Here is a 13,811-nt window from a genome sequence, read left to right as displayed (position 1 = left end):
TGGTCAGGATCAATTGGAACTTCCCCTTAAGTTCTGCCGCTCGCGCAATTACGCGGGCCTGCATCGGGAAAAATCGTAATGTCGATTCGCGCGCTTATTCTGTCTGTAACAGCTCTTTCGACTTTTCTGGCGCCAGGGATCGCACTCGCACAAACGACTGGATCCAGTCCGGCGCGGGCCGACTCAATATCGGAATTAACGCCAACCGGTTTTTCACTGCGTTGGCTGCCAGGTGTTGTTCGCGATCCGCATTGGCTGATGACATCCAGCGCGACAATCGCGAGCGCCTCTGTCGGAGATTCGCCCAACGGAGCCGGGTCGACGTGTACGATCGGGAATAATGGTACGGGCAGCGCCACTTCACTCGAATGCGGGACCGGGTTGACTGTCAGCACTGCCACCAATGCGACGGCCATCGGGGCCTCCTCATCCGCGACGGCGAACGAAGCGACATCTCCGGGTGGCTCCACACAAGCGACAGGCGTCCGGTGATGGCGGCGAGATTTATTCTGGCTGGCGGTTAACGGAATAAATGGCATCCGTTGACGATATGGTGTAACATTCTTCCGAGTTTTTCGGGCTGGATCGAAATTCTGGCTTGGGAGCAGCGCACTAATTTTCTAGGGGAGATATCAATGCACCGCTTATTAATTGCCGGGGTTGCAATCGCGACCATGCCTTCACTGGCTTTTGCCGATAACATGTTTGGCGGCGTCTCGGTTACCGCAGATAGCGGTGGTGATACGCGGATCATGTTTGAATCCCTGAATCCCGAAATCATGCGAATGAATGTCGGTGACCGCGTGTCGCTCAATTTCGGGCCCGGCTATGAAGCCGAGCTTGACCGGATCGAAGATCAGGCATTGGGATCGCGCGTCTGGGTCGGCCGCTTGGCGGACCATACCATTCACAATCGTGTTCTGATCACGCAGACGAACGGCTTCGTGTTCGGGCGCATCCAGACTGAAGACGGTCTTTGGATGATTATTCCCGAAGCCAACGGCCATCGGATCATGCAAATGCCGGAAGGCGGGGAGCGGCTTCAAAACCCCAATGACGTTTTGATTCCGAATTATGATCTGGTGGTTCAGGAAGGCCGCGAACGCGTCGCTGAAGCCGGTGAGACCATTGCCGAGGCCGTACCGGTCGGATCCAACGGCATTGTTGATATTGCTGTTTTCTATTCCCAGAGTTTTTCCGCCCGGTGGGGCCTCGCAACAGGCGGTCGGGTTCAGTATCTGATGGCGGTTCTCGATCAGGCGCTGATTGATTCCGACACCGGACTGCGTGCGCGGCTCGTTCATCTGGATTCCGTCACGCTCAACAACGACGCGGCCAATCAGAGTGAGACGCTCAACAATCTCTCCGGCAATCCGAATGGTGACACTCCGGTGACGCAGGACCTTACTGCTTTACGCGCTGCCGGCGTCACCTATGGCGCCGATCTTGTCGCCATTCTGCAAAGGTCACTGACGGGTCAGAGTTCATGTGGCCTCGCTTGGGGCATTGGGCAACCGGCCTCCAATGGGGTGATCAACCAGAACAGCCGCGATTTTGGATACTCGGTGTCCGCAGACTGGATTACCGATACGGATAATCCGGTCGGCCAGTTCAGTCTTTGCTCCGACGTGACCTTCGCGCATGAAATCGGGCACAATCTCGGCTTTGCGCATAATGTGGAAGATGCTGGCGGTGCACCAACCGGCGGTGTTCGCACCTTTGCGCACGGCCACCGCGTAGACTGCACATTCGGAACCATCATGGCCTATTCATCGGGTGGCGGCGTGACCTGTCCTCCAGGAGCACCCAACGGTCCGGGCGGCGAAGCCGAGGCCCTGTATTTCTCCAATCCCGATATCAATCTGTGCCCGAATGGGGCGGCCTGTGGTATTGCGGCTCCTCCCGGGCAGGAATTGATAGCTTCCGCCGAGGTTGACGGAGTCAACACGAATGATCCGGCGGACAATGCTCGCGCCGCACGCGAAGAGAGCCTGAATGTAGTCAATTTCCGTGCCGAAGCGCCGCGGGTTGTTTCCGCGGTTCTGCCGATTACACGTTCGGTCCAGAATGGAACAGCCGCGACGGCGTTTGCGACGATCATTAATCCGTTGCCCACGGGTACCACGGCGACGGGCTGTGGTCTGCGGCTGGCAGGTGCAACGCCAGCGCAGTTTTCCTATCAGACCACCACACCGGCCAATGCCTTGTCGGGCGCGGCCAATACTCCAGCGGATATCGTCGCCGGCGGGGCCCAGAACTTTGTGTTCTCGGTCACCAGCGCAGCAGAGTTCATCGACAATGTCGGTACGCCTGGTTTCCGGCCCTCCGCCAACAGTGAAAGCGACCTGTTCATCGAGGCTTTCTGCGGAAATCGCCGATCGGCCGAATATACGCTTGGTCTGAATTCGCTGACCTTCCGATCCACAGCGGCCGGTTCGGCGGATATTGTCGCCCTGGCTGCGACATTGCCGGCAAATCCGGGCTGGGTGATCGTCCCGACGACGGGAAATTTTGTCGGCGTATTCTCGGTAGCGATTTCAAATGTCGGGAATGCCGGAAATCTTGTGGTCTCTGCTGATACCGGGGGGCGGACTCTCGCGATCAACAATATCGAGATATGTCCGACTGATGCCGGTGGGTTTTGTACCACCCCTCGCGCTGCCACGCAGAATGTGGCGGTTGGTGCCAATGGTACAGCGACGTTCGGTGTCTTCGTGCGAGGCACGGGTGCCGCAATCGCGAATGATCCGGCCCGTAATCGCGTCTTCGTTCGCTTCGCAGAGGGTGGAAATGCCGTGGGTGCCACCAGTGTTGCGGTGCGTACAGAATAAACATTTCGCTTTTTGATCGGACCTATCAAGGCCGCTCTTCGGAGCGGCCTTTTTTTTTTCAAAATTCACGGCGTGTCCGTCGTCAGAACATTTGGCACAGATGGCATCGTAGATTAGTGGAGCATCGGCCTCGTCTGGTTGATTGATATTAGGCGGCGATCTTGCAGTGTTGCAAGCGCCGATGTTCAAGTGTCTGTCGCTTGATCCTTTCACGTTGTTTGATGATGGCAGGAGCCCTGCCGAAGTAGGCGTCGGCAGGTGTCACATTGTTCAGGCTCTCGTGGTAGCGTTGATGATTGTAGTGTTCGACGAACGCTTCGATCTGGGCTTCGAGGTCGCCGGGCAGGAAGTAGTTTTCCAGTAGAATGCGGTTCTTCAAGGTCTGGTGCCAACGCTCGATCTTGCCTTGCGTCTGGGGATGGAAGGGTGCGCCGCGAACATGGCTCATGCGCCGGGCCTCGATATAGTCTGCCAGCTCACCAGCGATGTAGCTCGGGCCGTTGTCGCTGAGCAGGCGCGGCTTGTGAACCACGTTGGCATGATCGCAGCCTGAAGCAGCGAGCGCCATGTCCAGCGTGTCGGTGACGTCCTCGGCGCGCATGGTCGAACACAGCTTCCAGGCGATGATGTAGCGCGAGTAATCGTCGAGTACGGTCGACAGATACATCCAACCCCATCCGATGATCTTGAAGTAGGTAAAGTCTGTCTGCCACATCTCGTTCACCCGGGTCGTCTGGGTATGGAAGCTATCGGCAGCCTTGATCACCACATAGGCCGGGCTGGTAATCAGATCATGGGCCTTCAGCAAGCGGTAGACCGTGGCCTCAGACACGAAGTAACGCGTCTCATCAGTGAACCGCACGGCCAGTTCGCGCGGGCTCAGCTCGGTCTGCTCCAACGCCAGTTCGATAATCTGGTCATGCACCTCGGCGGGGATGCGGTTCCACACCCTGCTCGGCGTCGATGGCCGGTCCGCCAACGCTTCGGGCCCACCTTCCAGATACCGGTCATACCAGCGATAGAAAGTTCGCCGCGCTATACTCAGCCTCTCAAGCGTGACCTTGGCAGGCAAGTGGGACTGCTCGACGAGCCTGATGATCTCGAGCTTCTCAGCTGCAGGATATCTCATGCGCCGTCTCCCCCATCCGCGAGAATGCTTTTTTTGAGTAGACGGTTCTCCAGCGTCAGATCAGCCACGCATTCTTTGAGATCACGCGCCTGATGGCGCAGGTCCTTGACCTCATCGCTGGTGGCGGCACGTGCCGTGTCACCGGCAAGCCGGCGCTTGCCAGCCTCCATGAACTCCTTCGACCATGTGTAATACAGGCTCTGCGCAATGCCTTCCTTGCGGCATAGCTCGGCAACGCTGTCGTCACCACGCAGACCTTCCAGCACGATCCTGATCTTGTCTTCTGCAGAGAAGTGTCGCCGCGTTGCCCGGCGGATGTCCTTTACCACACGATCTGCAGGCTTTTTGGACTTTGTAGATTTGGGTCTCATCTTCATTCCTTCGTCATTACGACGAGAACCAAATCCTCCTTAAATCACAACCCCAATTCTGTGCCATAGGTGCTGACGGGGAACAAATTCAATTTGATTGATCTTAAAATTGAGTTTGGATGATTTTTGGAACTTAGACGACATCTCAATCTTTGAGCTTATGTCACTATTGTCCCCGGAAGTTGGTGAAAATTATCCGCTTAATGCAACCGGGCGAGCAACTTTTACGACCGGCCCATGTCTGGAAGATGCTCCAGTGAAGGGATACTGCAGTAAGTACCGAGGTAGAAAGTAAGAATATATCGCAAGCAACCGCCTAACGCAGAAACAATGCTTTAGCGCCATTTTTACCCTGTTTTTGTAGCCACTGCCCGACGGTACCACCAACCATCGCTTACTTCTGAGAATTAATTTGGAACGGCGTCAATTAGAATTGGTGGGTGTATTGGTGGGTAAAACGAAAGAAAACAAACCCACTTTCCTATAACTCATTATATCTTATAACTTATTTTAAATCATCTGGCGGAGGGGGAGGGATTCGAACCCCCGGAACCTCGCGGCTCAACGGTTTTCAAGACCGCCGCAATCGACCACTCTGCCACCCCTCCGCAGATGATGTTTCCTCTTAGCTGGGGAGGCTGGTAAATGGCAACCTGCTTATGCTTACACTTGTTTCACTCCTTTCCGGTAAAAACTGCCCCGGTTTTCCAGGCGCAGGAGAGGTGCTGTGGTGTTTTCAGCCAGGTCTTCGGTTGTGATTGCGGTCATGCTCTGTTCGCTGGTGCTGAGCGCGTGTTCGTCTGCACCGGCGTCCTACATCGTGCGCGGCATAGATGTTTCGTCGCCGCCCAGCCGATCCACATCCTCCGCGAATACAAGTTCCGGAGGAGGGGGCAGCGCCTGGAGTAGCGGCAGTGGCGAGCAGAAAATCGGACGTCCCTACACAATCGCCGGGCGCACCTATGTGCCTGCCCGCGACGATGATTATGACGAAATCGGCATTTCGTCCTGGTATGGGCCAAATTTTCACGGCCTGCCGACGGCCAATGGCGAAATATTTGATCAGAATGCGCTTTCTGCTGCGCATACGACCTTGCCGATTCCCGCCATGATCGAAGTCACCAATCTGGAAAATGGCCGCACGGCGGTATTGCGACTGAATGATCGCGGGCCGTTTGCGGATGATCGCATTCTGGATGTCAGCCGGGCCGCTGCGATAGAGCTCGGCTTCCTGTCGCAGGGACTGACCCGGGTACGGGTTCGATACCTGGGTCCGCCCGAAGGCGTTGCCCCGGCGGGAACGGTTGCCCAGTCACGAATTTATGCGGCAAACGATCCCGGCGCGCGCTATCGCGTTCAGGCAGGCGCGTTCTCCGAACGCGAGAATGCTGAAGCCATGCGCCGGCGTCTGGCAGCGGCGGGTGATGTCCGGATTGAAGGTGCCCGGTCGGCCGGGCGGCGGATATATCGTGTATTTGTGGGCGATGATCTGCCGCGGTCGGAAGCTGATTCCCTGAGCCGTGACCTGACACGCTTTGGCGTTTACGATGCGCGTGTCGTTGCATTGAACTGACAGCAGGCTTGCGGCCAGAGCGGCATCGCGTTTCAATCACGGCTATCGACCGGCTGTCTGATTCCGCGATGGAGAAATGCTCGTGCGCGCATTCATTTTATTCTGCCTGATCTGCTTTACGCCTCTGGCGCAGGCACAGGAATTTCAGACCACTGCCAGTCATGCCGTGATCCTTGATTACGAAACCGGCGAAATCCTCTTCAATCACAATGGTGAAGAGCCGATGCCGCCGGCATCCATGTCCAAGCTGATGACAATATTGATGGCATTTGAAGCCATTGATCGTGGTGCATTATCGCTTGATGACGAATTGCCGGTCTCTGAGCATGCTTGGCGCACGGGCGGCGCTGCTTCGGGATCTTCAACCATGTTTCTTGAAGTCAATTCTCGTGTTCGCGTCGAGGATTTGCTTCGGGGTATTATTATCCAGTCGGGTAATGATGCGTGCATCGTCATTGCGGAGGCTATCTCGGGCTCCGAGGCGGCCTTTGCTGCTGATATGACGGCGCGGGCGCACGAGCTCGGCCTGTCGAGTGCGAGCTTTGCCAATTCGACTGGTTGGCCGCATCCTGATCAGGTGATCAGTGCTGCCGATCTGGCCCGTCTGGCGGCCATCATTATACGAGACCACGCAGATTTTTACGAAATTTATTCCGAGCGGGAATTTACATATAACGGTATCCGCCAGTTCAATCGCAACCCGTTGCTGGCGACCATGAACGAGGTCGACGGCCTGAAAACCGGCCATACGCAGGATAGCGGATATGGCCTTGTGGCCTCGGGAGAACGCGACGGCGTCCGCCGTATTGTCGTTTATAACGGGATGGAAAGCGAACGCGCCCGCGCCAATGAAGGCGAGCGCCTGATGCGTGCAGCTCTGGCGGATTTCGAGGTTGTGGACCTGGCCGTGGCGGGTGCGATTGTAGGCGAAGCGGACGTTTTTCTGGGACAGGCCGAAACCGTCTCTTTGCGCCTGAATGACGATGTTCAGGTCGGAATTCATACGCGGTCACGCGATGTTTTGCGGGCCGAAGTCGTTTATCCCGGACCCATTGCCGCCCCGATTGCGGAAGGTGATGTGGTTGCCCGCCTGGAAGTATCAGGCCCGGGCATCGACACGCGGAGCTATGATCTGGAAGCCGCTGAAGACATTGCCAAGCAGGGCATGGTCGGTCGTGCCCTCGCAGGGCTGGGCAGTTTGTTTGGCGGAAATTGATGCCAAAGGGTCTGTTCGTCACACTGGAGGGCGGTGAGGGGGCCGGAAAGTCCACACTCGCGCGGGCCCTGCAAGCAGAGCTGATCAGACGGGGCCGTGAAGTGGTGCTGACGCGGGAACCCGGAGGCACGCTAGGTGCCGAGGAAATTCGCGCCTTGCTGGTCAAGGGCGACACAGAGCGCTGGTCAGCGATGACCGAGGCCTTGCTCTTTTATGCGGCCCGCGTCGACCATGTCGAGAAAGTCATTCAACCGGCCATCGCACGTGGCGCGATCGTGATTTCGGACCGGTTTGCCGATTCCACCATGGCGTATCAGGGCGCCGCTGGCGGGATCGAGCTGGATCGATTGAAAGCCTTGCACCGATTGGCCCTGAACGACTTTCAGCCGGCCCTGACCTTGCTGGTTGATATCCCGCCCGAGACCGGTCTGAATCGCACGCGTGACCGTCTGGGGCTGGAGGTCCGGTTTGAATCCAAGGCGCTGGCCTTCCACGAGCGATTGCGGGCCTGTTTTCATCGATTGGCCGCCGAAGAACCGGATCGCTTTGTGACGCTGAATGGTCAGAACGACCCCGGCGATGTGGCCGATGCCGCATTACAGGCCCTGCTGGAGCGGTTGAAGGATGACTAGTCCCGATCTCGAGCCCGATTGTGAAGCCGGATGCGCTCCGCCGCGAGAGATTGAACATCTGTTCGGTCATGACACAGCGATGGCGCAGTTTGATACGGCCCAGCAATATGGCCGCCTTCACCATGCCTGGATGATTACAGGGCCAAAGGGGGTGGGCAAAGCCAGTTTCGCCTACAAGGCGGCAATGTCGCTTCTGGCCGGATCGAGCGATGCCGCCTCTGCCCGGCAAAAGGTGAGGGCACAGGCGCACCCAAATCTTCTGACCATTCGCCGTCCCTGGGACGACAAGCGCAAGCGCTGGCGCGGCGAGGTGACCATTGATGAAGTCCGCCGTGTCCCCGATTTCTTTTCCCGCAGCGGTGGGGAAGACGGTTGGCGGATCGTCATTGTCGATTCCATGGATGAGTTCAATCGCAACGCGGCCAATGGTTTGCTGAAGACTCTGGAAGAGCCTCCAAAGCGCGGATTGCTACTTCTGGTGACTCATTCACCCGGACGGCTTTTACCGACAATCCGGTCGCGCTGCCGGCAACTGGATCTGCGTGCGCCGTCGGTGGTAGCGACGCGGGACTGGCTGGTCGACGGGCATGGTGTTTCTGTCGCAGAGGCCCAAGCGGCGTCTGAACTGGCGGCCGGCGCGCCGGGACGCGCCCTGGCGCTGCTCCAATCCGGGGCTGTCGGTCTGGAAAAGGATGTGCGCGACCTTTTAGGGCGCCTTCCCAATTGGGACACACGCGCTTCGCGGCGTTTGGCGGCGAAAGTCTCGACAAAGGCAGGGGAATCCCTGCGTCCGCATCTCTATGCCTCATTGACCCGTAATGCGGCGCGGCTGGCCAGGGAAGCTGCCCAGAATGGCGTTGCGCCCGAGCCATGGCTTGATGCGTGGAAGGCTATTCAGGGTCTGGAATCAGAGGCGGAAGGCGTCTATCTCGACGCCAAGCAGGCGGCATTGGCGGCCTTCGCCCATATGGAAAGCGCCGCGCGCGCCAGTCGTCTTTGAACATGCTGATTGATAGCCACACCAATCTGCACGGTGAGACATTCGCCGAGGATCTGCCAGATGTTCTGGATCGCGCCCGATCTGCCGGTGTGCGGGGCATGATCGCGATTTGCTGCCGACTGGCTGATTTTGAAGCGGTTTCTGCAATCGCGGAAGCCCATGACGATATCTGGTGCACCATAGGGGCGCATCCGCATCACGCGAAAGACCGGCCCGATATATGTGCCGACGAGCTCATAGAGATCGCCTCGCATCCCAAAGTGATCGGAATCGGCGAAACGGGGCTGGATTTCCATTATGGTTACAGCCCGCGAGAGGAACAGTTTCAAAGTCTACGAGCTCATATTGATGCGGCGCGGCGTACGGATCTGCCCCTGATCCTGCACACACGGGAGGCCGATGCGGAAATGGCGGACCTGCTGGAGGAGGAAATGGGGAGGGGGGCTTTCCGGGCCTTGCTCCATTGCTATACTGGAGGACCCGAACTGGCGCGCCGCGGCGCGGCGCTCGGGGCCTACTTTGCGGCCTCCGGAATTATCACATTTAAGAAGGCCGAGGATGTGCGCCGTGTATTCCGCGATCATGTTCCTGTCGACCGGTTGATCATCGAGACCGATTGTCCGTATCTCGCGCCGATGCCGCATCGCGGCCGCCGAAATGAGCCGTCATTCCTGCCAGATGTGCTCGCCGGCGTCTGCGAAACACTTGGCTGGACCAAAGAGGAAGGCGAAACCCGCACGACAGAGGCATTTTTCCGGCTGTTTTCCAAAGTGGAACGTCCGCTATGACCCTTGCGGCGGTGTGGCAGGTGACGATTCTGGGATGTGGATCGTCTGGCGGCGTCCCGCGTCCGGACGGGGATTGGGGCGCGTGCAACCCCGCCAACCCTAAAAACCGGCGGCGGCGCTGTAGTATTCTGGTAGAATATGCTGAAACACATAAGCTATTTGAATCCGGCGATCGTACGGTTTCGGTGATTGATACATCGCCGGACTTTCGCGAGCAGATGTTATCTGCGGGCGTGAAGCGGCTGGATGCCGTCGTCTATACGCATGATCATGCCGACCAGACCCACGGCATTGATGATTTGCGGCCTTATGTGCTGCGCGCCCGGAAGCGCCTGCCGGTCTGGATGATTCCGGAAACAGCGGCCAGCCTGACATCGCGCTTCAGATATGTCTTCGAGTCGAAGCCGGGTTCACCATATCCGTCGATCCTCGAAGCCTGCGAGATTCCGGCTGAAGGTGAGATCTTTCATATCGATGGACCCGGCGGGCCTTTTCCGATGCGTATGGTGCGGCTTCAGCATGGCGGCATAACCGCAGCCGGCTTCCGGTTCGGACCCTTTGCATATTCACCGGATGTCAGCGCTGTGCCAGACGCCGCATTCGACGTTCTGCAGGACGTGCCGGTCTGGATTGTCGATGCCTTGCGTGAGACGCCGCATCCGACCCATGCCAGTGTCGACGATGCGTTGGCGTGGCTCGCTCGTGCGAATGCAGGTCAGGGCATTCTGACAAATCTGCATGTTGATCTGGACCATGATGTCCTGGCGTCAAAATTGCCAGAAGGGGTTATGCCGGCCCATGACGGGCTTTGCATGCGATTGGATGGTTCATGCGGATAAACCACAATGATATAAACGGGATACAATATGTCTCATAATATACATTATGCGTTTAACGGCCATAAGGGAATGGAAACCAAATGACGGAACCTGAAGCTCCCCTCGAGCGTCTCCGCAGTATCATGGAGCGTCTTCGCGATCCCGATGGCGGATGCCCCTGGGATCTCGAACAGACGTTCGAAACAGTCGCACCCTATACGATCGAAGAAGCCTATGAAGTCGATGACGCGATCCGTCGCGGCGATATGGCGGAGCTGAAGAACGAGCTGGGTGATCTCCTGCTGCAGGTCGTATTTCACGCCCGCATGGCCGAGGAAGCCGGATTATTTGATCTGGATGACGTCGCCAACGCCATATCCGACAAGATGATCAGCCGTCATCCGCATGTTTTCGGTGATAAATCCTATGCCGATCAGGAAGCGCAAACACTGGATTGGGAGCGCCTGAAAGCGACCGAGCGCAAGGAAAAGACCGGATCGGATAGTTTGCTGGATGATGTTCCCCTCGCCCTGCCCGGATTGAAACGCGCCCAGAAGCTTCAAAAACGCGCTGCAACCGTCGGGTTTGACTGGCCGGATGCCAGCCGGGTTCTGGAAAAAGTCGATGAGGAGCTGGCCGAGGTTCGCGAAGCCATTGATTTGAACGATTCCGATAAAATCGAGGATGAGATCGGAGATTTATTGTTTGTTTGCACAAATTTGGCGCGTAAATTGAAAGTCGATAGCGAAGCCGCTTTACGCCGTGCCAACGCCAAATTCGAACGGCGCTTCCGGTATATTGAAAAGACGTTGAAAGCGCAGGCCCGTGATATTCGCAAGACCAGCCTTGATGATATGGAAGCCCTGTGGGTCGAGGCCAAGGACGAGGAAAACCGCTAGCTGGCGTCCTCGAAATTCGGCGCCAGTTCGGGAAACTGGGACGCAAACCGCCCTGCTTCTTCCGGTGAAAGCCGCGCATGGGCTGTGGTCACACCCTCATCGTCTATAGTTTCAGACAGGACAGCGCCGTGCTGGTGTAACCATGCGAGCGCGCGCTGGTCCTTTACGCCTGCCTTTACGGCCAGAACCACGGATTTGTCGGCCATCGCACGATCAATGGCGTGCAGAAGGCGATCTATGCCCTCACCCGTTTGCGCCGAAAGCGAAATGGCGCAGAGCGAGTCGTCACTCTTGCGCGGCAGATCAGCGAGACTGTCCGGGTCCAGATCCTGGTCCGCTTGCCAGAGGTCGATCTTGTTGAAGACCTCGATCACCGGTTGATCATGTTCGCTGCCGGCATCAATCGCGTCGAGGATGGCTTCCACTTCACGGCGGCGCGTCTCGAAATCAACCGCCGAAACATCCAGCACATGAATGATGATGTCGGCCTCTCTGACTTCTTCTAGGGTGGCGCGGAAGGCCGCGACCAGTTCCGTTGGCAGATCGGTGATGAAGCCCACCGTATCGGACAGGAGCAATTGTGTGCCGGCCGGCGTCCTGAAGCCGCGTATGGTCGTGTCCAGTGTCGCAAACGGCATGTCCTTGGCAAAGACACTGGCCCCCGTAATGCGGTTGAACAGGGTGGATTTGCCGGCATTGGTGTAGCCGACGATGGCCACCATGGGATATGGCGCGACCTGTCGTGATTTTCGATGCAGGGCCCGTGTCCGGCGCACTTCCTCGAGTTCGCGGCGCAACCGCCCCATCTTGTCGGCCAGAATTCGGCGGTCCGCCTCAATCTGGGTTTCCCCCGGTCCGCCCATGAAACCCTGCCCGCCGCGCTGACGCTCCAGGTGGGTCCAGGTCCGGACCAGTCGCGAGCGTTCATAGGCCAGTCTGGCCAGCTCGACCTGCAAGCGGCCTTCCTTCGTGCGCGCGCGCAGCCCGAATATTTCAAGGATCAAGCCCGTCCGGTCGACAACCTTGACCTTCCAGGCTTTTTCGAGATTGCGCTGCTGAACGGGTGACAGGGAGGCGTCAACAATGGCGACACTGGCGCCTATCTCCTGAATATGCGTACCGATTTCATCCAGCTTTCCGCGTCCGAAGAAGCGGCCGGGATCAATCTTACGGACCGGCGCAAACGTCGATTCAATCACATCGAGGCCCAGCGCCCCGGCCAGACCTGTAGCTTCTTCCAGTCGTGCTGTTTCTTCCGGGTCCTCGGCGCCCAGACGGGCGCGAATAACGATAGCCTTGTCAGCGGGAGTTTCGGTTTCGATCAATCTTCGCTGTCCTCATCGTCCTGCTCTGCCTCAAACAGGCTGACCGGTGCGGATGGCATGATGGTCGAGATCGCATGCTTGTAGACAAGCTGGGACTGGCCATCCCGGCGAAGGAGCAGGCAGAAATTGTCAAACCAGGTCACCACGCCCTGGAGTTTGACGCCATTGACCAGAAAAATGGTCAGAGGCGTTTTTGTCTTCCGTACGGAATTAAGGAAGACATCTTGCAGATTATTGCTTTTACGTTCGCCCGACATTGGCCTGCTCCAATTATTCTTGTTCTTTTTCTCGAACCGATTGTCTAATTTACAAGGCGTTCGCCCCGAGGTGCAACCAGCCAGACGGATTGTCTTCGCACTGGCTTGCGTGCTCGCTCTTTCGCAGTTGCAACATAAGTTGCGCGAAGCTGCAAGGAAAAGCTTCCCGGATGACCATTGCCAACGGGTTTTCCGTCAATTTCGACGACCGGCGTCACAAATGCCGAGGCAGATGTGACAAAGGCTTCGCGCGCCGATTGAGCTTCCGCAACCGTAAAGGCACGTTCCTCGGTTTTGAGGCCGGCGTTTTCGGCCAGCGCAAAGAGTGTCCGCCGGGTGATACCATTCAGGATGTCCTGACTGGCCGCCCGCGTTACCAGAACATCGTCCTTGGTCACAATCCAGGCATTGGAGGAGGATGCCTCCGTCACGAAGCCATCCGGATCAACGAGCCAGCACTCGCCCGCTCCGGCTTCGGCGGCGGCCTGTTTGGCGAGCACGTTCGGCAGAAGGGAGACGGATTTGATATCGCGCCGCCCCCAACGAATGTCCGGCCGGGTGATGACAGCAATGCCTTTTTGCGCCCGGGCTTCGGCCTTTTGCGCATTCAGAGCTTTTGCAGTGATCATGATTCCCGGACGGGTATTTGCAGGCGGAAAAACATGATCCCGACGGGCCTGTCCTCGGGATATCTGCAAATAAATCAGGCCATTTCGGATATGATTGATCTCCACCATGCGGCTGACCACCGCGCTCAAAGCCGCATCCGACATGGGAGGGCGGATATGGAGCTCGCCGAGAGACCGCGCCAGACGGGTCAAATGCCCTTCAAAATCCATGAGCGCACCATCTCTTACGCCCCAGACTTCATAGACTGCATCCGCAAACTGATTTCCTCGGTCTTCAATGTGAATCCGGGCGTTTCTGTGGGGTACAAGGCGCCCGTTGACGTAAGCGATGCGTGACATGGAA

General features: G+C 57.6%; 13 protein-coding genes and 1 tRNA gene. 8 read left to right on the top strand and 6 right to left on the bottom strand.

Annotation, left to right across the window (positions count from 1 at the left end; all coding sequences use genetic code 11):
• Positions 1 to 26 precede the first annotated feature (26 nt).
• A complete protein-coding gene (locus HXX25_RS04820; RefSeq protein WP_187167374.1) occupies positions 27 to 416 on the bottom strand; it encodes a hypothetical protein in 390 nt (129 codons plus the stop codon).
• A 219-nt stretch (positions 417 to 635) separates the two neighbouring features.
• Between HXX25_RS04820 and HXX25_RS04815 the strand changes: the two genes are divergently transcribed.
• Positions 636 to 2,831 carry a M12 family metallo-peptidase gene (locus HXX25_RS04815; RefSeq protein ID WP_187167373.1) on the top strand — a complete coding sequence of 732 codons (2,196 nt, stop codon included), beginning with the start codon at positions 636 to 638 and terminating at the stop codon, positions 2,829 to 2,831.
• 148 nt (positions 2,832 to 2,979) lie between these two features.
• Here the strand turns inward: HXX25_RS04815 and HXX25_RS04810 are convergent.
• Both HXX25_RS04810 and HXX25_RS04805 read right to left on the bottom strand, forming a co-directional pair.
• Positions 2,980 to 4,331 (bottom strand): IS3 family transposase gene (locus HXX25_RS04810; RefSeq protein WP_187167372.1). Its coding sequence is split into 2 segments (ribosomal slippage): positions 2,980 to 3,995 and positions 3,995 to 4,331, totalling 1,353 coding nucleotides; the frame shifts between segments, so codons are not numbered across the junction.
• Positions 4,332 to 4,851: 520 nt separating this feature from the next.
• Positions 4,852 to 4,939, bottom strand: a tRNA-Ser gene (locus HXX25_RS04805).
• Between the two features lie 119 nt (positions 4,940 to 5,058).
• On the opposite strand from HXX25_RS04805, the gene HXX25_RS04800 reads away from it, so the two are divergent.
• From HXX25_RS04800 to mazG, 7 genes are all read left to right on the top strand, one after another.
• Entirely contained in the window at positions 5,059 to 5,904 is an 846-nt protein-coding gene (locus HXX25_RS04800) for a septal ring lytic transglycosylase RlpA family protein (RefSeq protein WP_187167371.1), read from the top strand.
• Between the two features lie 76 nt (positions 5,905 to 5,980).
• Entirely contained in the window at positions 5,981 to 7,120 is a 1,140-nt protein-coding gene (locus HXX25_RS04795; protein ID WP_187167370.1) for a D-alanyl-D-alanine carboxypeptidase family protein, read from the top strand.
• Complete coding sequence (tmk, locus tag HXX25_RS04790; RefSeq protein ID WP_187167369.1) at positions 7,120 to 7,752, top strand: dTMP kinase; 633 nt, start codon at positions 7,120 to 7,122, stop codon at positions 7,750 to 7,752. Before HXX25_RS04795 ends, tmk begins: the two co-directional genes overlap by 1 nt.
• Positions 7,745 to 8,752 carry a DNA polymerase III subunit delta' gene (locus HXX25_RS04785; RefSeq protein ID WP_187167368.1) on the top strand — a complete coding sequence of 336 codons (1,008 nt, stop codon included), beginning with the start codon at positions 7,745 to 7,747 and terminating at the stop codon, positions 8,750 to 8,752. Before tmk ends, HXX25_RS04785 begins: the two co-directional genes overlap by 8 nt.
• Positions 8,753 to 8,754: 2 nt before the next feature.
• Positions 8,755 to 9,540, top strand: coding sequence for a TatD family hydrolase (locus HXX25_RS04780; RefSeq protein ID WP_187167367.1), 786 nt, complete (start codon positions 8,755 to 8,757; stop codon positions 9,538 to 9,540).
• Positions 9,537 to 10,379, top strand: coding sequence for an MBL fold metallo-hydrolase (locus HXX25_RS04775; RefSeq protein WP_187167366.1), 843 nt, complete (start codon positions 9,537 to 9,539; stop codon positions 10,377 to 10,379). Before HXX25_RS04780 ends, HXX25_RS04775 begins: the two co-directional genes overlap by 4 nt.
• A gap of 80 nt (positions 10,380 to 10,459) precedes the next feature.
• The gene (gene mazG, locus HXX25_RS04770; protein WP_187167365.1) at positions 10,460 to 11,257 is read left to right on the top strand and encodes a nucleoside triphosphate pyrophosphohydrolase; all 798 of its coding nucleotides are present in this window, start codon (positions 10,460 to 10,462) and stop codon (positions 11,255 to 11,257) included.
• Here the strand turns inward: mazG and hflX are convergent.
• The 3 genes from hflX to HXX25_RS04755 are packed head-to-tail and all read right to left on the bottom strand — an operon-like array spanning position 11,254 to position 13,807.
• Positions 11,254 to 12,582, bottom strand: a complete 1,329-nt coding sequence (gene hflX / locus HXX25_RS04765) for a GTPase HflX (protein ID WP_187167364.1) — start codon at positions 12,580 to 12,582, stop codon at positions 11,254 to 11,256. The two genes, mazG and hflX, sit on opposite strands and share 4 nt — an antisense overlap.
• Entirely contained in the window at positions 12,579 to 12,839 is a 261-nt protein-coding gene (hfq, locus tag HXX25_RS04760) for an RNA chaperone Hfq (protein ID WP_109260329.1), read from the bottom strand. Before hfq ends, hflX begins: the two co-directional genes overlap by 4 nt.
• A gap of 44 nt (positions 12,840 to 12,883) precedes the next feature.
• Complete coding sequence (locus HXX25_RS04755) at positions 12,884 to 13,807, bottom strand: D-amino-acid transaminase (protein ID WP_187167363.1); 924 nt, start codon at positions 13,805 to 13,807, stop codon at positions 12,884 to 12,886.
• Positions 13,808 to 13,811: the final 4 nt, after the last annotated feature.

The sequence above is a fragment of the Hyphobacterium sp. CCMP332 genome (assembly GCF_014323565.1).
In the GTDB taxonomy this organism is placed as follows: domain Bacteria; phylum Pseudomonadota; class Alphaproteobacteria; order Caulobacterales; family Maricaulaceae; genus Hyphobacterium.
This window is presented reverse-complemented; position numbering and strand designations above follow the sequence as displayed.